Source organism: Paracoccus sp. NIOT.M2S5SZ12 (assembly GCF_057748165.1).
Genome location: NZ_JBYLFR010000002.1, coordinates 163,268 through 184,415, shown reverse-complemented (window position 1 = coordinate 184,415; position 21,148 = coordinate 163,268). Strand labels below are relative to the sequence as shown.

At 69.9% G+C, this 21,148-nt stretch carries 21 protein-coding genes; 9 read left to right on the top strand and 12 right to left on the bottom strand.

Translation table 11 applies throughout. The annotated features are described in order from the left end of the window. Window position 1: 1 nt before the first annotated feature. The gene (locus AC2SGK_RS02730) at window positions 2-2,797 is read right to left on the bottom strand and encodes a [protein-PII] uridylyltransferase family protein (RefSeq protein ID WP_488322063.1); all 2,796 of its coding nucleotides are present in this window, start codon (window positions 2,795-2,797) and stop codon (window positions 2-4) included. A 215-nt stretch (window positions 2,798-3,012) separates the two neighbouring features. Between AC2SGK_RS02730 and AC2SGK_RS02725 the strand changes: the two genes are divergently transcribed. From AC2SGK_RS02725 to ilvN, 3 genes are all read left to right on the top strand, one after another. After that, window positions 3,013-3,852 (top strand): arginyltransferase, encoded by an 840-nt coding sequence (locus AC2SGK_RS02725; protein WP_488322062.1) that lies wholly within the window; start codon window positions 3,013-3,015, stop codon window positions 3,850-3,852. Between the two features lie 160 nt (window positions 3,853-4,012). Next, the gene (locus AC2SGK_RS02720) at window positions 4,013-5,767 is read left to right on the top strand and encodes an acetolactate synthase 3 large subunit (RefSeq protein WP_488322061.1); all 1,755 of its coding nucleotides are present in this window, start codon (window positions 4,013-4,015) and stop codon (window positions 5,765-5,767) included. A 25-nt stretch (window positions 5,768-5,792) separates the two neighbouring features. Beyond that, window positions 5,793-6,353, top strand: coding sequence for an acetolactate synthase small subunit (ilvN, locus tag AC2SGK_RS02715; RefSeq protein WP_488322060.1), 561 nt, complete (start codon window positions 5,793-5,795; stop codon window positions 6,351-6,353). A 16-nt stretch (window positions 6,354-6,369) separates the two neighbouring features. On the opposite strand, the gene AC2SGK_RS02710 is transcribed toward ilvN, so the two are convergent. Continuing rightward, a complete protein-coding gene (locus tag AC2SGK_RS02710; RefSeq protein WP_488322059.1) occupies window positions 6,370-6,744 on the bottom strand; it encodes a hypothetical protein in 375 nt (124 codons plus the stop codon). Window positions 6,745-7,031: 287 nt separating this feature from the next. Further along, entirely contained in the window at window positions 7,032-7,814 is a 783-nt protein-coding gene (locus tag AC2SGK_RS02705) for a M48 family metallopeptidase (protein WP_411837179.1), read from the bottom strand. A gap of 142 nt (window positions 7,815-7,956) precedes the next feature. On the opposite strand from AC2SGK_RS02705, the gene AC2SGK_RS02700 reads away from it, so the two are divergent. The 3 genes from AC2SGK_RS02700 to AC2SGK_RS02690 are packed head-to-tail and all read left to right on the top strand — an operon-like array spanning window position 7,957 to window position 9,515. Then, entirely contained in the window at window positions 7,957-8,202 is a 246-nt protein-coding gene (locus AC2SGK_RS02700; RefSeq protein ID WP_488322058.1) for a hypothetical protein, read from the top strand. Between the two features lie 27 nt (window positions 8,203-8,229). Further along, the gene (locus tag AC2SGK_RS02695) at window positions 8,230-8,802 is read left to right on the top strand and encodes a nitroreductase family protein (RefSeq protein ID WP_488322057.1); all 573 of its coding nucleotides are present in this window, start codon (window positions 8,230-8,232) and stop codon (window positions 8,800-8,802) included. Next, window positions 8,799-9,515, top strand: a complete 717-nt coding sequence (locus AC2SGK_RS02690; protein WP_488322056.1) for an EI24 domain-containing protein — start codon at window positions 8,799-8,801, stop codon at window positions 9,513-9,515. The genes AC2SGK_RS02695 and AC2SGK_RS02690 overlap by 4 nt, the downstream gene beginning before the upstream one ends. Here the strand turns inward: AC2SGK_RS02690 and AC2SGK_RS02685 are convergent. Further along, complete coding sequence (locus AC2SGK_RS02685) at window positions 9,472-9,741, bottom strand: DUF1467 family protein (RefSeq protein ID WP_488322055.1); 270 nt, start codon at window positions 9,739-9,741, stop codon at window positions 9,472-9,474. The genes AC2SGK_RS02690 and AC2SGK_RS02685 overlap by 44 nt on opposite strands. After that, on the bottom strand, window positions 9,741-10,145 hold the full coding sequence (gene mce / locus AC2SGK_RS02680; protein ID WP_411837184.1) for a methylmalonyl-CoA epimerase: 405 nt from the start codon (window positions 10,143-10,145) through the stop codon (window positions 9,741-9,743). The genes AC2SGK_RS02685 and mce overlap by 1 nt, the downstream gene beginning before the upstream one ends. A gap of 126 nt (window positions 10,146-10,271) precedes the next feature. Between mce and AC2SGK_RS02675 the strand changes: the two genes are divergently transcribed. Then, window positions 10,272-11,006: a response regulator gene (locus AC2SGK_RS02675; RefSeq protein ID WP_488322054.1), complete on the top strand. Its 735-nt coding sequence runs from the start codon at window positions 10,272-10,274 to the stop codon at window positions 11,004-11,006. 3 nt (window positions 11,007-11,009) lie between these two features. Here AC2SGK_RS02675 and AC2SGK_RS02670 read toward each other — a convergent pair whose 3' ends face one another. The 6 genes from AC2SGK_RS02670 to AC2SGK_RS02645 form a co-directional block, all read right to left on the bottom strand. Continuing rightward, window positions 11,010-12,185: a DUF1501 domain-containing protein gene (locus AC2SGK_RS02670; RefSeq protein ID WP_488322053.1), complete on the bottom strand. Its 1,176-nt coding sequence runs from the start codon at window positions 12,183-12,185 to the stop codon at window positions 11,010-11,012. Window positions 12,186-12,189: 4 nt separating this feature from the next. Further along, window positions 12,190-13,557, bottom strand: a complete 1,368-nt coding sequence (locus tag AC2SGK_RS02665) for a DUF1800 domain-containing protein (protein WP_488322052.1) — start codon at window positions 13,555-13,557, stop codon at window positions 12,190-12,192. Window positions 13,558-13,625: 68 nt separating this feature from the next. After that, the gene (gene aspS / locus AC2SGK_RS02660; protein ID WP_488322051.1) at window positions 13,626-15,401 is read right to left on the bottom strand and encodes an aspartate--tRNA ligase; all 1,776 of its coding nucleotides are present in this window, start codon (window positions 15,399-15,401) and stop codon (window positions 13,626-13,628) included. A 62-nt stretch (window positions 15,402-15,463) separates the two neighbouring features. After that, window positions 15,464-16,126, bottom strand: a complete 663-nt coding sequence (locus tag AC2SGK_RS02655; protein WP_488322050.1) for a CPBP family intramembrane glutamic endopeptidase — start codon at window positions 16,124-16,126, stop codon at window positions 15,464-15,466. Continuing rightward, entirely contained in the window at window positions 16,099-16,905 is an 807-nt protein-coding gene (locus AC2SGK_RS02650) for a glycoside hydrolase family 25 protein (RefSeq protein WP_411837190.1), read from the bottom strand. The genes AC2SGK_RS02655 and AC2SGK_RS02650 overlap by 28 nt, the downstream gene beginning before the upstream one ends. Window positions 16,906-17,071: 166 nt before the next feature. Beyond that, window positions 17,072-17,395, bottom strand: coding sequence for a hypothetical protein (locus AC2SGK_RS02645; protein ID WP_488322049.1), 324 nt, complete (start codon window positions 17,393-17,395; stop codon window positions 17,072-17,074). A 157-nt stretch (window positions 17,396-17,552) separates the two neighbouring features. On the opposite strand from AC2SGK_RS02645, the gene AC2SGK_RS02640 reads away from it, so the two are divergent. Both AC2SGK_RS02640 and AC2SGK_RS02635 read left to right on the top strand, forming a co-directional pair. Continuing rightward, window positions 17,553-18,407, top strand: a complete 855-nt coding sequence (locus AC2SGK_RS02640; RefSeq protein ID WP_488322048.1) for a glycosyltransferase — start codon at window positions 17,553-17,555, stop codon at window positions 18,405-18,407. Beyond that, window positions 18,407-19,222, top strand: coding sequence for an NAD-dependent epimerase/dehydratase family protein (locus AC2SGK_RS02635; protein WP_488322047.1), 816 nt, complete (start codon window positions 18,407-18,409; stop codon window positions 19,220-19,222). Before AC2SGK_RS02640 ends, AC2SGK_RS02635 begins: the two co-directional genes overlap by 1 nt. Here the strand turns inward: AC2SGK_RS02635 and cobT are convergent. Next, the gene (gene cobT, locus AC2SGK_RS02630) at window positions 19,219-21,087 is read right to left on the bottom strand and encodes a cobaltochelatase subunit CobT (RefSeq protein WP_488322046.1); all 1,869 of its coding nucleotides are present in this window, start codon (window positions 21,085-21,087) and stop codon (window positions 19,219-19,221) included. The genes AC2SGK_RS02635 and cobT overlap by 4 nt on opposite strands. Between the last annotated feature and the right edge of the window lie 61 nt (window positions 21,088-21,148).

Below are 21,148 nucleotides of genomic sequence, written 5' to 3'. Positions count from 1 at the left end.
CTCAGTCGCCGGTCGCGGGCATGTCGGCCTCGATCAGGGCGCGGGCGTCGGCGACATGGCGCGCCACCTCCCGCGACAGCTGGTCGGCATCGGTCACGCCCGCCTCGCGCAGCAGGAAGGCCTGACCGCCGCGGCCGATCTCCTCCATGTCCAGCGGGCGCTCGGTCAGAAGCCGGCTCGCCGCGTGCAGCCGCCACAGGGCGCGCCAGGCGGAGGACAGACGCTCAGCCGCATCGGCCGACAGCAGGCCGCCGCGCCGACCGGCGCGCAGCTGCGCCAGCGTGCCGCGCGCCGGATCGCCCGCCCGCAAGGCGCAGGCCTGTGCCAGCAGGTCGATGTCCTGCAGCCGGCCCGGCCCGCGCCGCGCGTCCAGCGGCCCGTCGGCAGGCTTGGCCGCAAAGAGCCGCGCCCGCATCTGCGCCACGTCGGGCATCACCCGCTCGTCGCCCCCGCGCCGGCGCAGCACGTCGAGCCGCAGGGCCTCGATCTCGTCCGCCAGTGCGTCCGACGCCCCGCCGCAGCGGGCCACGACGCGGGCGCGGGTCAGGGCCAGATGCTCCCAGGTCCAGGCCTCGGTCATCTGATAGCTGCGGAAGCTGTCCAGCGAGGTCGCCACCGGCCCCTGCCGCCCGGAGGGGCGCAGACGCATGTCGACCTCGTAGAGCCGCCCCTCGGCGGTGGGCGCGGACAGGGCGGTCACCATGGCCTGGGTCAGCCGCGCGTAATAGGGACGCGCGGCCAGCGGACGCGGCCCTTCGGAGGCCTCGACCCCCGCCCCGTCATAGACCACGATCAGGTCCAGATCCGACCCGGCATTCAGGACCCGCGCGCCCAGGGACCCCATGCCCAGCACCACCGCGCCGCGCCCCGGCGGCGGGCCGTGGCGGCGGGCGAAATCCTCGGCCGTGACCGGGATCAGCGCCGCGACGCAGGCCCCGGCCAGATCGGCATAATGCACCGCCGCCTCGTCCGCGCCGATCAGGCCGCGCAGGTGATGCACGCCGATGCGGAATTGCCATTCATGCGCCCATCGCCGCGCCGCATCCAGCGCGCGTTCGTAACCGCCGCCGGGCTGGGTCAGCGCCCGCTCCAGCACCCGCGCCAGATCGTCGCGCAGACCCGGCTCGCCCGGCCAGGGCGCGAAGAAGCTGCCGGCCAGCACCCCGTCCAGCACCGCCGGGTGACGCGCCAGATAGGCCGCCAGCGCCGGCGCGGTGCCGCAGATGTCCACGATCAGGTCAATCAGCTGGGGGTTCGCCTCGAAGAGCGAGAACAGCTGCACCCCCGCGGGCAGGCCCGACAGGAACCGGTCAAACCGCGCCAAGGCCTCCTCCGGGTGACCCGCCCCGGCCATACGCGACAGAAGCGGCGCCTCGATCCGGCGGAAGATCTGGCGCGCCAGCTCCGAGCGCAGCGCCGGATAGGCCTGCCAGCCCGCGATGATGTCGCGCGACTGCGCCGACAGCTCGGGCAGCGGTGCGGTGGCGGCCTGCGGCGCGAAGAACCGCTCGGTCAGGTCATGGACGCGGGCCAGCCGCTCCTTGAGATGCGCGCACCAGGCCTGCGGATCGGATGCACCCGACAGGCCCGCGACAACGCGCAGGCCCTCGGGGTCCTTGGGCAGGCTGTGGGTCTGGGCGTCGTTCACCATCTGGATGCGGTGCTCGATGTCGCGATGCGCGCGGTAATGCGCGGTCAGCTCCTCCGCCGCGTCTGCCGGTACCCAGCCCTTCGCAGCCAGCGCCGCAAGCCCGCCCACCGTGTCGCGGCATTGCAGGTCGCGGTCGCGACCGCCCGCGATCAGCTGGCGGGTCTGGGTGAAGAACTCGATCTCGCGGATGCCGCCCCGGCCCAGCTTAAGGTTGTGGCCCGCAACCTCCAGCCGCCCGCCCAAGCCCTTGTGGTCGCGGATGCGCAGGCGCATGTCATGGGCGTCCTGGATGGCGGCGAAGTCAAGATGCTTGCGCCAGACGAAGGGCCGCAGCTCGCGCAGGAAGCGCTGCCCCGCCGCGATGTCGCCCGCCGCGGCGCGAGCCTTGATGAAGGCCGCGCGTTCCCAGGTGCGGCCCTCGGCCTCGTAATAGGCCAGCGCGGCGGCGGTCGAGATACAGACCGGCGTCACCGAGGCGTCGGGCCTCAGCCGCAGGTCCACCCGGAAGACATAGCCGTGCCCGGTCACGTCCGACAGCGTCCCGGTCATGCGCCGCGTGGCCCGGATCAAGGCGGCACGGGCCTCCATCTGGTCGGCCTCGGCATAGGCGGTTTCGTCGAACAGCACGATCAGGTCGATGTCGGAACTGTAGTTCAGCTCGCGCGCGCCGCCCTTGCCCATGGCCAGCGCGAAGATGCCCCCCGCATCGGCCCGGGTCTCGGGCAGCTTGCCGCGCCGGGCCTCGGTCGCCACATGGGCGCGCAGCGCCAGATCGACGGCCCGGTCGGCCAGATCGGACAGCGCGCCGGTCACCTGCTCCAGCGGCCAGACCCCGCCCAGATCGGCCAGCGCGGCCTGCAGCGCCACCCGCCGCTTGGCCCGCCGCAGCGCCACGCCCAGATCCTCGGGCTCCAGCGTCTCGAGGCCCGCCGTCTCGCGCGCGACGACATTGTCATGCTCCAGCGCCGCGACCAGCCAGTCCGCCTCGGACCGCAGGAGCCCCGCCAGATAGGGGCTGCTGCCCGCAGCCCCCGCGATCAGCGCGCGCAGGCGGTCGGGACAGGCGGGAAACAGGCCCGCCAGATCGGCGCCGCGGGCGGGATCGGCAGACAGCGGCAGGCGGGTGATGCGGTCGGAAAAGCTCATGGCCGCCACCTTAGCCGCGGCCCGCGCCCCGTCAACGGCGGCTGGCAGGGGCGGGCCGTCAACCATTCCCGCAGGTTGCGGGCCTGGGGTGCTTTCGGCGCTTGGCCTGTCCGGCAAAGATTGATAGGCTCTGCGACATTCCATCGACCAACCGGAACCATCAGCGCCCGCATGACCAGCCGCGATCTGCCCAGATGCTGCACGGGGCGCACCTGATGCGCCATACGCTTCCCCATGCGCCGCAGTTCTATGTCACGGCCCCGCAGCCCTGCCCCTACCTGCATGGCCGCGCCGAGCGCAAACTGTTCACCGCGCTGCAGGGCGACAATGCGGCCGATCTGAACAACGCGCTGTCGCGGCAGGGCTTCCGGCGCTCGCAGAACGTGCTCTACCGCCCCAGCTGCGAAAGCTGCGTGGCCTGCATGTCGGCGCGCATCCGGGTCGCCGATTTCGCGCCCTCGCGCACGCAGCGCCGCGTCGCGCAGCGCAACGGCGCCCTGCGCCGCCTGGCCACCAGTGCCTGGGCCACCGAGGAGCAGTTCGAGCTGTTCCGCCGCTACCTGGACCGCCGCCATGCCGACGGGGGCATGGCCGACATGGACATCTTCGAATTCGCCGCGATGATCGAGGAGACCCCGGTCAAGACGCGCGTCATCGAATACCGCTGCAGCGACGCCGCCATGCCGGACCTGGCCGAGGGGGACGACCACCTGGCCGGCGTCTGCCTGACCGATGTGCTGGATGACGGGCTGAGCCTGGTCTACAGCTTCTACGATCCGCTGCTGGCCGGGGCCAGCATGGGGACCTACATCATCCTGGATCACATCGAGATCGCCCGGGCGGCGGGGCTGCCCTATGTCTATCTGGGCTACTGGGTGCCGGGCAGCCGCAAGATGGACTACAAGGCTCGCTTCGGCGCGCTGGAGATCTACAAAGGCGGCGTCTGGCAGGATATCGGCGACCCGGAGGCCCATTCCAACGAGGCCCATCCCCTGTCGGTCGATCCGATCGTGGAGCAGGTAGCCCGGATCGCGCTGCCGCAATTCGACCGATAGCGCCCGTCGACACGCGAAAGAAAGTTTCAATTCGCGACCTGCCTGCGTCACTTTCTCCATGAAATGGCATTGACCCGGTCACGGCGTGACCCTAGGTTGCGCCGACGCCGGGTCGGGGAAAGCCCTGCCGGCGGGTGTTTTTGATGGATGGAGCAAGACGATGTCCCGAACAATGACGGGTGCGAGAATGGTGGTCGAGGCGCTGCGCGATCAGGGCGTCGATACCGTATTCGGATATCCGGGCGGGGCCGTGCTACCCATCTATGACGAGATCTTCCAGCAGAACGACATCACCCATGTCCTGGTGCGCCACGAACAGGGCGCCGTCCACATGGCCGAGGGCTATGCCCGCGCCACCGGCAAGCCCGGTGTCGTGCTGGTGACCTCCGGTCCCGGCGCCACGAACGCGGTCACCGGCCTGACCGATGCGCTGCTGGATTCGATCCCGCTGGTCGTGCTGTCGGGACAGGTCCCGACCTTCATGATCGGCACCGACGGGTTCCAGGAGGCCGACACCGTCGGCATCACGCGGCCCTGCACCAAGCACAACTGGCTGGTCAAGGACACCGACAGGCTGGCCGCCACGATCCACAAGGGCTTTCACGTCGCGACCTCGGGCCGGCCCGGACCGGTGCTGATCGACATCCCCAAGGACGTGCAGTTTGCCACCGGTACCTATGTCGGCCCCAAGCAGGTCGATACCGGTCGCTATCAGCCCGCCAAGAAGGGCGATCTGGGTGCGATCACCCGCCTGGTGGAGCTGCTGGAGCAGGCCGAGCGGCCGATCCTCTATACCGGCGGCGGGGTCGTGAACTCGGGTCCCGGCGCCAGCCAACTCCTGCGCGAGCTGGCCGATGCGACGGGATTCCCGGTGACCTCCACGCTGATGGGGCTGGGCTGCTATCCGGCCTCGGGCAAGGCCTGGCTGGGCATGCTGGGCATGCACGGCACCTATGAGGCGAACTTGGCCATGCATGGCTGCGACCTGATGATCAACATCGGCGCGCGCTTCGACGACCGCATCACCGGGCGCGTGGCCGATTTCAGCCCCGGTTCGGTCAAGGCGCATATCGACATCGACCCCAGCTCGATCAACAAGGTCGTCCGCGTGGACGTGCCGATCGTGGGCGATGTGGGCCATGTGCTGGAGGACCTGATGAAGGTCTGGAAGGCGCGCGGCCGCAAGACCAACAGCCCGGCGCTGAAGCAGTGGTGGGCGCAGATCGAGGAGTGGCGCGCCCGCAAGTGCCTGTCCTATCGGAACAGCGACACGATCATCAAGCCGCAGCACGCCTTGGAGCGGCTGGAGGCGCTGACCAAGGGCCATGACCGCTATGTCACGACCGAGGTCGGCCAGCACCAGATGTGGGCCGCGCAGTATCTGGGCTTCGAGGGGCCGAACCGCTGGATGACCTCGGGGGGCCTTGGCACGATGGGCTATGGCCTGCCGGCCTCGATCGGCGTGCAGATGGCGCATCCGGAGGCGCTGGTCATCAACGTCGCGGGCGATGCCAGCTGGCTGATGAACATGCAGGAGATGGGCACCGCGGTGCAGTTCCGCCTGCCGGTCAAGCAGTTCATCCTGAACAACGAGCGCCTCGGCATGGTGCGTCAGTGGCAGCAGCTGCTGCATGGCGAACGCTACAGCCAGTCCTGGTCGGACAGCCTGCCCGATTTCGTGAAGCTGGCCGAGGCCTTCGGCTGCGCCGGTGCGCAGGTGCGCGATCCCAAGGATCTGGACGCGGCCATCCAGCAGATGATCGACTATGACGGTCCCTTCATCCTGGACGTGCTGGTCGAGAAGCACGAGAACTGCTTCCCGATGATCCCGTCGGGCAAGCCGCATAACGAGATGCTGCTGGGCGAGGCCGAGACGCAGGGCGTCATCGAATCCGAAGGCGCGGTGCTGGTCTGAGACCGGCCGGAGAGAGGGCAGAACCATGAGCGCTTTGAACATCCAGAAGGGCATGTCCAGCCATTCGGCCTATGACCTGCGCGACCCCCACGCCCCGCGCGAGGAGAGCCACACCCTGGCCGTCCTGGTCGAGAACGAGCCGGGCGTGCTGGCCCGCGTAATCGGCCTGTTTGCAGGCCGCGGCTACAACATCGACAGCCTGACCGTGGCCGAGGTGGACCATACCGGCCACCGCTCCCGCATCACGGTGGTGACGCGTGGCACCCCGGAGGTGATCGAGCAGATCAAGGCGCAGCTGGGCCGCATCGTGGTCGTCCACGAGGTCCACGACCTGACGGTCGAGGGTCCGGCGGTCGAGCGTGAGTTGGGCCTCTTCAAGGTGCGCGGCAGCGGCGAGAAGCGCGTCGAGGCGCTGCGCATCGCCGAGATCTTTCGCGCTAACGTGGTCGATTCGACGCTGGAGAGCTTCGTCTTCGAACTGGTCGGCACGCCGTCCAAGCTGGACGCCTTTGCCGACCTGATGCGTCCCCTCGGGCTGATCGACTTGGCACGGACGGGCGTCGCCGCCCTGTCGCGGGGGGTCTGATCGACTGCCGCCCGCCTTAGCGGGCGGCTCCGCTGCGCGACTGGTGATAGGCGGCGGGACGCAGGCCCATGGGCTTGTGGACGGCCGGCACCGCAGCGCCGCAATCCTGCCCTGCGACGACGCGCAGCGTCGGCCGGGCTGCCGGTTGCGTTTCAGCCAGGAGTTGCGGCAACTGCGGACAACGCTGTTCGGACAGGATCGACACCGACAGCGCGTGGCGCAGATTGCCCACCGTTCGCGTGTCGAGTTCGACCAGATCCCCAGGCTGCGGCCAGTCGCCCGGTCCGACGAAATTCTCCTGACCTTGCAGATAAGCCAATGTCGCCTGATCTTCGCACCAGATGATCGCCTTTTCGCGCGATCCACTGCTCCATACGACAACCCCGATCATGGGCGCCCCTTCATAAGAATCGGCGCAACCGCGCCATATGGTGTCAATTCAAACATCTGTTTTGTGCGAACCTGAGCCGACTAAAGCAGAAACCCGCCGATTTGCCAGCGATTTTCTTCCTAATGTCGAATTTTATTTCACCTTTGGGTTGTTACGTGGCGCGGCAGGCACAACCGTCAACCTCGACCCGCGGGGGCTTTTTCCTACACTCGCGCGGCGGCCCGTGCTCCACGCCAAAGGGCGGTCGAGGACGCGGAACCGTCCCCGCCCGGCCAAGGGTCTTCGAATCAGCGGATGCGACCCGCCTGCACGTCAGCCACGGCGCGGCGGACCTGGGCCAGACGCTGCGCGCGGGCCGGATGCGTGCCCATCACGTGGTTGCCCGGATCGGGGATGCGCTGAAACAGGGCCGATCCGCTGATCGGATCGTAGCCCGCGTTCAGGGCGATGATCGCGCCCAGATAGTCGGCTTCCAGCTCCCACTCCTTGGAGTAGTAGCGCGCGCCCACTGATGCGCCGATCTCCTGCGCGCGGGCGACGGCGCTGGTGTCGCCGCCATAGGCGGAGGCGAGGCTGCCCAGCACCACCGCGGCGGCGGTCGCCGCCCCCGACTTGCGGTCCAGGTGGTTCAGGATGTGGTGCGCGGCCTCATGGCCCACGACGAAGGCGATCTCGTCCGGCGACCGGGTCTGCGCGATCAGCGACAGGGTGAAGCCGACGATCGGCCGGCCGTTGCGGTCGACCGTCTGAAAGGCGTTCGGCTCCAGCCCGGGCCGGTCATCGACGACGAAGATGAAGTCGCAGCTGATCGGCGCGGTGCGGCGGTTGAGGCAGTCCTGCCGCACCGCGGGCTCCATCCGGCGCATGACCTGCACGAAGCTGCGCGCCGCCCCGTCCGGCGTGCCGCTGTGGGGTGCAGAGGGCGCGGGCAGGACCGGTGCCGCGGGCGCGGAATAGGGGTCGGGCCGCGGGCCGGTCGGCATCGGTGCGGGCATGGGCGCGCAGCCTGCCAACGTCACGGTCGCCGCGACCAATCCTGCCAGCCAGCCCCGCGCGATCATTCTGCCCATCCTGCCACATCCCGTTCGGGCGCCGCCCCGGCGACGCGTCATTCCGCGCCAGTTTAACCCCTGCCCGGTCCGCGTAAAGCCCGCCTGCTTGCCGCTGCCGCCCATTCACGCGATTGTCGGGGCAACCGCCAGGGAGAATCGCATGTTCACCATCGAACACGACTTCGACGCCACCGTCATCACGCTGATCGACGAGGCCGAACCGGGCACGCGCCCCCTGAACGAGGACGTGGTGATCCTGGGCTTCGACGACCGCGTCGTGCTGGAGCAGATGGACGAGGACGGCGACGATGTTGTGCGCATCAGCCTGTCCATGCACCAGCTGACCGAGCTGCGCCTGGCGCTGAACCTTCCCGAAGGGAACTACCGCATCGACAAGCAGCCCTGACGCGCGGCTGCCCAACCGGAGATCGACTTGCCTCAGAAAAACGACGCCGCCGTGGAGTTCCTGGCCACCCGCCGGTCCCACCCGCCCAAGCTGATGACCGCCCCCGGCCCGGATGCCGGGCAGATCCGCGACCTGCTGACGCTGGCCGCGCGCGTGCCCGACCACGGCAAGCTGGAGCCGTGGCGCTTCGTCGTGCTGGGCCGGCAGACGCTGGACGCGCTGGCGCCGGTGCTGCACGACGCGGTGCTGGCCGCGGGTCAGGACCCGGCGCAGGCCGCGAAGGCCGCCTCGGCGCTGGCCTCGCCGGTGATCGTCGCGGTGGTATTCAGCCCGGTCGACAGCCCCAAGGTCCCGGAGTGGGAACAGATGCTGTCGGCGGGGGCGGTCTGCCTGGGGCTGGTGAACGCCGCGCTGGCCCATGGCTGGGCCGCCGCCTGGCTGACGGGCTTTGCCGCGCTGGATGCGGGCTTCGCGCAGGCGCATCTGGGCGTCGTGGCGCCGGAACGGATCGCCGGGCTGATCCATATCGGCACGCGCGGGGCCACCCCGCCAGAACGGCCCCGCCCCGACATCGACGCCAAGACCGCGTGGCGGCCATGATGCCGGTGACCGCGCTGGCGCGGGGCTGGGCGGACCTGCTGCGGCCCTCGGTCCTGCGGCTGGCGGTGCTGGGCGTGGCGCTGACGCTGGTGCTGTTCGTGGCGTTGCAGGCGGCGATCTTCTGGGCGCTGCGGCTGTGGCTGCCCGGCGGGCTGGAGCTGCCGTGGCTGGGCACGGTGCAGTTCGGCGACGTGCTGTCCTGGGGGTCGCTGGCGCTGTTCCCGGTCATGGGCATCTTCCTGATGGCCCCGGTCGCGGCGGGCTTTGCCGGCCTCTTCTCCGAGACCGTCGCGGCGCGGGTCGAGGCGATCCACTATCCCCACCGCCAGGGGGCGTCGCTGGACTTCCTGGACGGGCTGCTGGAATCGGTCGCGGTCGTGGCGGCGATTCTGGGCGTGGCGGTGCTGAGCCTGATCCTGACGCCCTTCATCGGCCCCTTCGCGCCGGTCCTGTTCTTCGGGGCGAACGGCTGGCTGCTGGGGCGCGAGTTCTTCCAGATGGCCGCCCGGCGGCATCTGGAGGAGGGTCCTGCCCGCGCGCTGCGTCAGGCGCATTCGGGAAAGGTGACCGCGACCGGGGTGCTGGTCGCGGTGGGGCTGGTCATCCCGGTGGTGAACGTCACGGTGCCGCTTCTGGCGGCGGCGGCCTTCACCCACCTGTTCCAGATGATCAGCGGACCAGCTGATCCAGGTTCGAGATATCGGCCCGCGTGACGATCCCGCCCAGGATCATCCATGCGATCACCGCCCAGAGCAGGCTGGTGATCGCGGTCGTCCACAAGAGCTTGCGCCGCCAGTTGACGCCCGAAGGCGCCCCCGCATGGGTGCCCGGAACGACCGATCCCGCATCCGCCTGACTGCGCTGGCCGATCGGCATGACGCAGAACAGCGTCAGGAACCACAGCGATGCGAAAAGGACGATGCCGCCGGTCAGGTTCATCAGACTTGCTCCAGTTCGATCAGGCAGCCGTTGAAGTCCTTGGGGTGCAGGAACAGCACCGGCTTGCCATGGGCGCCGATCTTTGGCTCTCCACTGCCCAGGACGCGGGCGCCCTGCCCCTTCAGGTGGTCGCGGGCGGCCAGGATGTCCTCGACCTCATAGCAGATGTGGTGGATGCCGCCGGCCGGGTTGCGGTCCAGGAAGGCTTGAATGGGGCTGGCCTCGCCCAACGGGTGGAGCAGCTCGATCTTGGTGTTGGGCAGCTCGATGAAGATCACGGTCACGCCGTGATCGGGTTCGTCCTGGGGCGCGCCGACGCGGGCGCCCAGGGCGGTTTCGTATTGCGCGGCCGCGGCCCCCAGGTCGGGGACGGCGATGGCGACATGGTTCAGACGACCGATCATCACACCCTCCGTTTGCCGCCTTGTAAGCCGTCGGAGCGGTTCAGGAAAGGAAAAGCGGCGTCGTTAACGGCTTCTTAGCGACTCTGGTATTAGCTGGTCCTGCCGGGATTAAGAAAGGGACCGATCATGGTGACGGAACTGGAAACGAACGCTGCCAAGCCCTTGCCGCAATGGCGATTGTCGCTGCCCGGCCGGCCGCTGACCGGCCTGACGGTGCTGGTGATCGAGGATTCGCGCTTTGCCAGCGAGGCCGTGCGGCTGCTGTGCCTGAAATCGGGTGCGCGGATTCGCCGCGCGGACTGCCTGCGCTCCGCGGCCCGGCATCTGCGCAGCTATCGTCCCGCGGTGGTGATCGTCGATCTGGGCCTTCCCGACGGCGACGGGGTGGCGCTGATCGCGGAGCTGACGGCGGCCGAACCGCGGGTACCGGTGATCCTGGCGATGTCGGGCGATCCGGACCGCGCCGGAGAGGCGCTGGCCGCGGGGGCCGACGGCTTCCTGCCGAAGCCGGTCGAGAGCCTTGCCATCTTCCAGCAGGCGATCCTCTCGACGCTGCCCGCGGGCAGCGCCTATCCGGGGCCGCGTGCGGTGCCCGACGACGTGATCCAGCCCGATGCGTCCGGCCTGCGCGACGATCTGGCCCATGTGGCCGAGGTTCTGTCCAGCGCCCAGGATACGGCCGAGATCGACTACATCGCGCGCTTTCTGGCCGGGGTGGCACGCTCGGCCCATGATCCGGCGCTGGAGGCCGCGGCCGCCGCACTGGCGCGCGACCATGTGGCGGGATACGCGCTGGCCACCGATCTGGCGCGCATCAGCGGCATGGTCCAGGACCGCCTGTCCCGCGTGGCCGAGATGTGAGGCTCAGGCGGTCAGGCCCGGATCGCCGCCCATCTCCAGTCCAGGAAAGACCGTCCCCTCCAGAACGTCGCGCGCAATGCCGAAATTGGCGTGCATCGCCCAGGCCGCGTAGGCGCGGATGTCGCGAAGCGGCATCAGGTCGCGCCCGTCATAGAGGTCGCCCTCGGCCAGTCCCGGCCAGCCGCCCCAGACCTGTCCGCCGCGGACCGCCCCGCCCGCGGCAAGCATCGCGCCGCCGGTGCCGTGGTCGGTCCCGGCCGATCCGTTCTCGCGCACGGTGCGGCCGAACTCGGTCATCGCCATGACCGTGGTGCGGTCCCAATGGGCCCCGAGCGCGTCGCGCAGCGTCAGGATCGTGTCGGCCAGCCGCCCCAATGCGCGGGTCATGCTGCCCGCCTGCCCCGCATGCGTGTCCCAGCCCGCAACCGAGAAGGTCGCGATCCGCGTCTCGCCGTTCAGCCGGTCGGCGGCAAAGCGGGCCAGCTGCAGATGCTCCTCTCCGGGGGCGCTCTCCATCAGCTCGGGCGACAGGCCGGTGATGATCTCCATCGCCTGCCGGCTGGCATCGCGGAACAGCGGATCGTCGTGATAGATGTGATCCAGCAGCAGCTGCGCCTGCGGGGTCAGGGTCATGTTGGCCTCGGGGGTCCAGCTTTTCGCCGGGGCCGCTCCGCGCAGGATCGGCATCTGCGCGACGCCCACCGAATAGGCCGTCTCGGAACTCTGGCCTGGCATCTGCTGCAGCAGCCGGTTCAGCCAGCCGTCCTGCTGGGCGTTCAGGCCGACATCGGTGCCGGTTCCGGCCTCCAGCATGTTCTGGCCGTCGAAATGGCTGCGCTTGTCACGATAGGGCGTCGAGACCGCGGGCGCGAAGCCCAGCTGCCCCGCCCGCCACAGCGGCAGCAGCGCCTCCAGCCCCGGATGCAGCGCATAGAACCCGTCCAGATCCGTGGCGCCGTGATCGGGGCCCAGGGACAGCGTCTTGCGCAGCGCGGAAAGGTTGCGGTCGCCATAGGGCTGGAACGCGTCCAGCCCGTCCATCGCCCCACGCAGGATGATGACCACCAGGCGGTTCTCTCCGGGGGCCGCGGCAAAGGTCGCGCTGGACAGCAGCGGATGGGCCGCAGCCGAACAGCCGATCAGCGCGGTGGATTTCAGGAACAGGCGGCGCGTCAGCATGGCGTCATCTCCGGTTGAAATCGGCCGAGGCCAGGACCAGTGCAATGCCCTCGGCCTGGCTCTCGGCCCGCGGCACGGCCCACTCCAGCGACCCCGAGGCCGTGTCGGCCAGGGTGCTGCGCAGGAAGGCGCGCGCATCGGGAAGGGGCGCGGCCAGCCGCTCGGGGTGGCTCATCGCCCAGGAGATCCGCATGGCCAGGCCCTGCGGGCTGGCCCAGGCCGCGGCCTCCTCGGGCCAGCCGTCCGGGCCGGGCGGGCCGACCCAGGGCTGCCCCATCACCGCCAGCGGCTGCAGCAGGACCGTCTGCAGGTCGCGGCCGGGCATAGCCCGGACCCGCGCGCCGTCCAGCCCCAGGGCGCGCAGGCTGGCCGCCAGGAACTCAAAGGGCTGGCGCATCTTGGCGCGGAAATGCGTCTCCAGCTCGGGCGCCTCGGCCAGGGCCAGGTTCATCGCGCCCAGATTGCCGCCGCTGTCGACGAAGACGCCCACCAGCCGATCGACCAGGGCCGCGGGCGGATCGTCGGCGATGAAATGCACGGCCATCTTGCGCGCCAGGTGCCGGGCCGTGGCCTCATGGCCCGCCAGCGTGTCGATGACCGCGCGGATGTCGTCCAGGCTGGGCTTGCCGCCGCCGTAGTCGCGGCCCAGCACCGTCTCGGCGCCCGGTTCGGCGCGGGCGGGGCGAAAGACGCCCGGCTGGCGCGGGTTGTAGGTCAGCCCGGTCAGCAGCTCGGCCAGCTGCTCGACATCGCGCTGGCTGTAGGCCGCGCCGACGCCCAGGCTGTGCAGCTCGATCATCTCGCGGGCGTGGTTCTCGTTCAGGCCGGTCGCGCGCTTGGGGTTCTTGCGCGCCTCGACCGAGTTCGGCCCCACCGCCCGCGCCTGATCCAGAAAGCGCAGCATGGCGGGATGGGTCTCGGCCGCGAACATCATGTCGGCGAAGCGCCCGGACAGATGTGGGCGGATCGCCTCCTCGACCATCGAGACCCCGAACAGGTCCAGATAGACCGTGCCGCCCCGGACGGTGAAGTGATCGGCCCAGAACGCCACCAGACGCTCTCCGAAGCCGGAGGGGTCGTCCACCGCCCGCGCGAAGCGGCCGCGGATCGCGGCGGTGACGGCGCCGCGCAGCGCCTGACGGTGCCGGCGGTCGGCCTGGCGCGCATCGGGCCTGTCCTGGCGCAGGTCGCGCTTCAGCAGCTGCGCCGTCTTCTGCCAGTCGCGCACCTGATCCAGCGTCACCCCCTGAGGATCGGGCGCGGTCGCGGCGGCGACAGCGGCGGCGACCCCTGCGGGATCGGCCGGGGGCGTCAGGCGCGGCGACAGGCCATAGCCGAGCCGCAGCGCCGCAAGATGGGCATAGCTGGTCATGCGAGGACGGACCCCTTGGCAGTTGCTGCTGCGCAGCACCCTGCCATGATCCGCCCCCCGCTGTCAGGTCACTCTTTCGGCAACGTCCGCAGGCGCAGCTCGCGCATCTGCTCGTTGGTGGGCTCACTGGGCGCGCCCATCATCAGGTCCTCGGCGCGCTGGTTCATCGGGAACATGATGACCTCACGGATGTTCTGCTCGTCGGCCAGCAGCATCACGATGCGGTCGATGCCCGCGGCGCACCCCCCGTGCGGCGGCGCGCCATAGCGGAACGCCTTGACCATGCCGCCGAAGCGCTTCTCGACCTCGGAGGCCGGGTAGCCTGCCAGCTCGAAGGCCTTGAACATGATCTCGGGGGTGTGGTTGCGGATCGCGCCACTGATCAGCTCATAGCCGTTGCAGGCCAGGTCGTACTGGTATCCCAGCACCTCCAGCGGATCGCCCTGCAGCGCCTCCATCCCGCCCTGTGGCATGGAGAAGGGGTTATGGCTGAAGTCGATCTTGCCGTCGTCGGTCTTCTCGTACATCGGGAAATCGACGATCCAGGCGAACTTGAACTGGTTCTCGTCGATCAGGCCCAGCTCGCGCCCGATCTCGGTGCGGGCGCGGCCCGCGACGGCCTCGAACTGGTCGGGACGCCCGCCCAGGAAGAAGGCCGCATCGCCCTCGGCCAGGCCCAGCTGCGTGCGGATCGCCTCGGTCTTCTCGGCCCCAAGCGCCTTGGCGATTGGACCGGCGGCCTCGGTCGTGCCATCCTCGGCCTTGCGCCAGAAGATGTAGCCCATGCCGGGCAGGCCCTGGCTCTGGGCGAAGGCGTTCATGCGGTCGGCGAACTTGCGGCTGCCGCCGGTCGGCGCGGGAATGGCGCGGACCTGGGTGCCCTCCTGCTCCAGCAGCTTGGCGAAAATGCCGAAGCCAGACCCGCGGAAGTGATCGCTGACGATCTGCATCTCGATCGGGTTCCGGAGGTCCGGCTTATCGGTGCCGTATTTCAGCAGGCTCTCGGCATAGGGGATCAGCGGCCAGTTGGCATCCACGCGGCGGCCGCCGCCGAACTCCTCGAATAGGCCCTGGATGACCGGCTGGACGGTGGCGAACACGTCCTCCTGCCGGACGAAGGACATCTCCATGTCCAGCTGATAGAAATCGGTCGGGCTGCGGTCGGCGCGCGGGTCCTCGTCGCGGAAGCACGGGGCGATCTGGAAGTACTTGTCGAAGCCCGCGACCATGATCAGCTGCTTGAACTGCTGAGGCGCCTGCGGCAGGGCATAGAACTTGCCCGGATGCAGCCGCGACGGTACCAGGAAGTCGCGCGCGCCCTCGGGGCTGCTGGCCGTGATGATCGGCGTCTGGAACTCGGTGAAACCCTGGTCCCACATGCGGTTGCGAATCGAGCGCACGACCTTCGAGCGCAGCATGATGTTGTTGTGCAGGCTCTCGCGGCGCAGGTCCAGGAAGCGGTAGGCCAGCCGCGTCTCCTCGGGGTAGTTCTGGTCGCCGAAGACCGGCAGGGGCAGCTCCTCCGCGGGGCCCAGCACCTCGATCTCGGTCGCATAGACCTCGATCTCGCCGGTGGGCAGCTTGGGATTGACCAGCGACGCGTCGCGCAGCTTCACCCGCCCGTCGATGCGGATGACGGTCTCGGCCCGCAGCCGGTCCATCGCGGCGAAGGCGGGGCTGTCGCTGTCGGCCAGGACCTGCGTCATGCCGTAATGGTCGCGCAGGTCGACGAACAGCACGCCCCCGTGGTCGCGGACCCGGTGGACCCAGCCCGACAGGCGGACGGTGGTTCCGGCATCGGCGGCCTTCAGGTCGCCGCAGGTATGGCTGCGATAGGCGTGCATGAGCGTTTTCCCCAAGATTTCAGCCCCCGCACAAAGCGCGGGACGGCCGGGAAGTCAACTGCTCAGAACGGCCGCACCACATTGCCGCTGTAGAAATAGACGCCCATGCCGACGGCAAACAGCACGTTTCCCGCCACCGCATGCAGCGCCCACGCCGCCGGAAAGCCGTGCCGCAGATAGGCGCGCGCGAAGAACCAGCCCCCCACGAAGGTCATGATCGCCACGATCCAGGACCAGTACATCAGATGCGCGAAGGAGAAGACCGCTGCGTTCAGCGCGATGGCGGCCCGCCCTTGGGGCAGGATCGCGCCATAGCGGTGAAAGAACAGCGGACGGAAGATCAGCTCCTGCGGCAGGGCCGACAGGATCGGATAGAAGGTCCAGATGACCAGCAGGAATTCGGGCCGGTGGCGGGGCATGGCGAACAGCGCCTCGGGGCGCATCCAGGCCAGGATCAGCCAGCCTGCCGCCAGCGTGGCCAGCGCGATGCCCGCCAGCTCCTGCCAGGGCATCCGCCGCCAGCCGCGCACCAGCACCCGCCAGCGGAACCCGCCGGTGATCCACAGCAGCGCCATGCCCGCCAGGCTGAACAGGGCCAGCGCGGTGAACAGCCGCTCGGGCGGCAGGAACAGCGCGATGGCCAGCGGCGCCCCGACATAGAGCGCCGCGAACTCGACCCTGAGCCAGCGCCGCGGCGCTAGCGGACCAGACGCGCCTGCAGCCATCGCGCCCAATCCGCAGCCGACCCCACGAAGGCGTTGATGTCCGTATCCCCCTGGATGCCCGGAACGATGCCCGTGCCGGTATACTGCCAGAAGGTCCAGCGCTGTCCCGGATAGGTGACACTGGGATGATCCGCGACCGAGCGCAGCCAGAACTCCGCGTTCATGCGGCCCATCTGGTTCTCGCGGTAGAAATCGACGGTGGTGTAGATGATCGGGCGCTGGCCGTAATGGCGGCCGACGATCTGCATGAAGACCTCGGCCTCGCGCAGGACCTCGGCGGCCGGGGGCCGGCGGGGGCAGTTGCGCGAATTGGTCCATTCCATGTCCAGGACGGGCGGCAGCGATCCGGCCTCGCGCGGGACGTTCCGGATGTACCAATAGGCGTTCTCGGCGCCCGAACGGCAGAAGTAGTAGAAATGATAGGCGCCCCGCGGGATGCGGGCCTGCGCGGCCTCATACCAGTAGCGGCGGAAGTTCGGGTCGGCATGATCGCCGCCCTCGGTCGCCTTGATGAAGGCGAAGCTGATGCCCGCGCCGCGCACCCGGTTCCAGTCGATGTCCCCCTGCCAGCGCGAGATGTCGATGCCATGGACCGCGTGGCCATAGGGGGCGCCGTTGCGCCACTGATGCGGCGCGCGGTCGCCCAGCTGCGGATTCGCACCCGGTCCGGGCGCCACCTGATAGCCGGAATAGCCGCCCCCCCGCGGCGGCGTGCGCCCGCAGGAAACGGCGAATGTCACCACCGCCAGTCCCAGCAACAGCTTTGTCAGAAATTTCATGCCTGCCCCGTCCTTCCGTCAGAAGATACCGCCCGCGGCGCTTTGCGCGCCATTATCGGGCCGTTATCTCAAAACCGTGAGGCAATGTCATCGGTGCAGGGTGGTCACGGTTGCGTCAACCGCGACGCAGTGCGCCCCGAACGGCGGTCCGGGGCGCGCAGCAGGATCAGTTCGCGGGTGCGGGGGCCTCGGCCGGGGCATCCTCGCCGGCCGGGCGGGCTGCGGTGCCGACCGGGCCGGTGGCGCCGTCGGCGGGGGTATCGGCGCCCGGCGTGGTCGGGGCGCCGACATCCTCGCCCAGCCCCTCGGCGTCGGTGACGGGCGTGCCGGCCGGGGGCGGCGTAGTGGCGATGCCGTCGTTCTGCTCATTCGCACCGGGGGTGAAGACGAAGAACACTACCGCCGCGACCAGCAGAGCCAAGGCGATGGCGATGAGCGCGGGCTTGTGCTTGCGCGCGGCCTTTTCGGGATTCTCGTGATTGTAGGACATGGCGTGGGCTTCCTCTGTGTCTGGGGGCCAACGTCAGCAGGGGGACAGGGTTCCGCCGCCCGCCCCCCCGCCCGCGCGCCGTGCCTGCGGCGGCTTGGCAAACGCGGCGATGCTCTGTCATGAAGGCCGCCAACCGCGCCCATCCGCAGGAGACGCCATGACCCCGCCCGACCTGCCGCCCGCCCTTGTCGCGGACCGGCCCGCCGCCGCCGACCGCGCCTTCGTCACGCTGGTCACAAACCCGGCCTATCTGCCCGGCGCGCTGGCGCTGCTGCGCTCGCTGCGGCTGACCGGCACGCGCGCCGATCTCGCGGTGATGCATCGCGGCCTGAACGCGACGCAGCAGGATCAGCTGAGATCCCTGGGCGCGCGGCTGATCCGGGCCGAGCTGCTGGACACGTCCGAGGCGTTCGATCAGGCCCATGCCCGCGACGCGCTGCACGCCCGCGCGGCCTTCCTGCGCGGGGCCAAGCCTGATTTCCACACGCCCCTGGACAATTTCGTCAAGCTGCGCCTGTGGCAGCTGGATTACGCGCGCTGCGTCTTCATCGACGCCGATGCGCTGGTCCTGCGGCCGGTGGACAAGCTGTTCGACTTTCCCGAATTCTGCGCCGCGCCCAATGTCTATGACGGGCTGGACGGGTTCGGGCGGATGAATTCCGGCGTATTCACAGCCCGGCCGGACCCTGCCACCTTCGCGGCGATGATGGCGCATCTGGACCGGCCGGGGGTCTTCTGGCGGCGCACGGACCAGACCTTCCTGCAGGATTTCTTCCCTGACTGGCAGGGCCTGTCGATCCATCACAACCTGCTGCAGTATGTCTGGACCCACATGCCCGCGCTGTGGGACTGGGGTCAGATCCGCATCCTGCATTTCCAGTATGAAAAACCGTGGGAGGACCATCCCAAGGTCCCCGCCCTGCGGCCGCTGATCGACCTGTGGCGTCATGTCGCGGAGGGCGGGGTGATGCCCGATCTGACGGCCCTGCCCGCCCCCCCGGTCCCCGCCTGATGCGCGTCGCGCTGACCGGGGCGGGCGGCATCCTGGGCCAGACGCTGTCGCGCGCGCTGGCGGCGGCCGGGCACAGGGTCACGCCGCTGGACCGGGCGCATAGCTGGGCGCTTGGGCAGCCGGTCGATCTGTCGGGCCAGGACGCGCTGATCCATGCCGCCTTCGCCCATGCGCCCGGCCGCTATCGCGGGGGCGAGGGCGACGATCCGGCAGGCTTCGTCGCGGCCAATCTGGACGGCACGCGGCGGCTGTTCGACGACGCGACGGCGGCGGGCGTCGGGCGGGTGCTGTTCCTGTCCTCGCGCGCGGTCCATGACGGGCACCCTGCGGGGCTGCGGCTGCCGGACGACCTGCCCGCCCGGCCCACGACCCTCTACGGTCAGGTCAAGGCCCAGGCCGAGGCGCATCTGGCCGCCCTGCCCCTCTCGGGCACCGCGATCCGGGCGACCGGCGTCTATGGTTCGGGTGCGGCGTGGAAATGGGCCGGGCTGATCGCGGATTACCGCGCGGGCCGGCCCGTCGCCCCCCGCGTCGCGACCGAGGTCCATGCCGACGACCTGGCCCGCGCCGCCCTGCTGCTGCTGGACCGGGCGGACGCGCCCGCCACCGTCAATTGCAGCGATCTGGTGCTGGACCGGCACGACCTGCTGGCGCACGTGCAGCGGCTGACCGGCTGTCCGCATCCACCGCCGCCCCGGGCGGATGCGACGGGGCTGCGGATTTCCGACTGCGCGGCGCTGGCCGCCCTGGGCTGGCGCCCCGGCGGCACGGCGCTGCTGGCCCGCACGCTGGCGGACTGCGTGGACGCGCCCTAGCCCCGGCGCATCGCGGCCATGCCCAGGACGCGCGCGCGCTTGCGCGGGTCGCTGTCGAAGAGCGCGGCCAGCTGTTCGGTGATCGCGCCGCCCAGCTGTTCGGCATCGGTGATCGTCACGGCCCGCTGATAGTAGCGGGTCACGTCATGGCCGATGCCGATGGCCAGCAGCTCGACCGCGCGGCGCTTCTCGACCATGGCGATCACGTCGCGCAGATGGCGTTCCAGGAAGTTCGCGGGGTTCACCGACAGGGTGCTGTCATCGACCGGCGCCCCGTCCGAGATGACCATCAGGATCTTGCGCGCTTCGGGGCGCTTGACCAGGCGGCGATGCGCCCATTCCAGCGCCTCGCCGTCGATGTTCTCCTTCAGCAGGCCCTCCTTCATCATCAGGCCCAGATTGGGCCGAACCCTGCGCCAAGGCGCGTCGGCGGGCTTGTAGATGATGTGGCGCAGGTCGTTCAGGCGGCCGGGCTGGGCCGGACGACCCGCGGCCAGCCAGGATTCGCGGGCCTGCCCGCCCTTCCAGGCGCGGGTGGTGAAGCCCAGGATCTCGACCTTGACGTTGCAGCGCTCAAGCGTGCGGGCCAGCACGTCGGCGCAGATCGCCGCGATGCTGATCGGGCGGCCGCGCATCGACCCGGAATTGTCGATCAGCAGCGTCACGACCGTGTCGCGGAACTCGGTGTCCTTCTCGATCTTGAAGGACAGCGGCATGGTGGGGTTCGCCACCACGCGCGCCAGACGGCCTGCGTCCAGGACGCCCTCCTCCTTGTCGAACTCCCAGCTGCGGTTCTGCTGGGCCTGCAGACGGCGCTGCAGCTTGTTGGCCAGGCGGCTGACCGCACCGCGCAGGGGCTCCAGCTGCTTGTCCAGATAGGCGCGCAGACGCTCCAGCTCGGCCGTGTCGGCCAACTCCTCGGCGCGGATCTCCTCGTCCCAGGTCTGGGCGAAGACGGTGTAATCGGGGCTGGCCTCGCTGACCGGCGGCGGCAGATCGGGCGGCATGTCGGCATCGGGCATCTCGGCCTCGTCCGCCATCTCCTCGTCCGAGCTGTCGTCCATGCTGACCTGGGCCTGACGCTCGTCCTGGGTCTGCTCCTGGCTGCGCTCGGGGCTGGCCTCGGCCTCCTCGCTATCATCCTGGTCGCGCGACTGGTTGTCGCCCGACTCCTCGTCCTGCTCGGCATTCTCCTCGGCGTCGTCATTCTCGGGCTGGTCGGGATCGTCGCCCAGCTGGTCGCCATAGCCCAGATCGCTGATGATCTGCCGCGACAGGCGCGAGAACGCCGCCTGATCGGCCAGCGCGCCGTTGACGTCGGCCAGCGCGCCCGCCGCCTGGCTCTCCACGAAGGGACGCCACAGGTCGGCCACATGCTGCGCACCGGCGGGCAGCGCGCGCCCCGTCGCCGCCTGCCGCAGGATATAACCCGCCGCGACCGACAGCGGCGCATCGGCCGGCGCCTTGATCTGGGCATAGCCCTTGCGGTCGGCCTCCGCGCCGATCCGCGCGTCGATGTTCGACAGCGCCCCAGGCATGTCCCGCGCGCCCAAGGCTTCGCAGCGCGCCGTTTCCATCGCGTCGTAGAGCTCGCGCGCCATGGGACCGGCCGGCGCGTAGCGCGCATGGGTGCCCGCGTCATGGTGCCGCAGCTTCATCGCCAGCGCGTCGGCGGTGCCGCGCGCCAGCAGCACCTCGTCGCGGCTCATCCGACGGCTGACCTGCGGCAGGCGCATCGTGTCGCCCGCGACGCCCGCCGGGTCCGCGCTGAAGGTCACGGTCAGATCCGCGTCGTCTGCCAGGGCGCGGGTCGCCTCGGTCAGGGCCTTCTTGAACGGATCGGCGGGATTGTCGGACTTTTTCATGGTCTTTATAGACCACCACCCGCCGCGCCAGACAAGGCCCCGCGACAACCCTGCGCGCAGC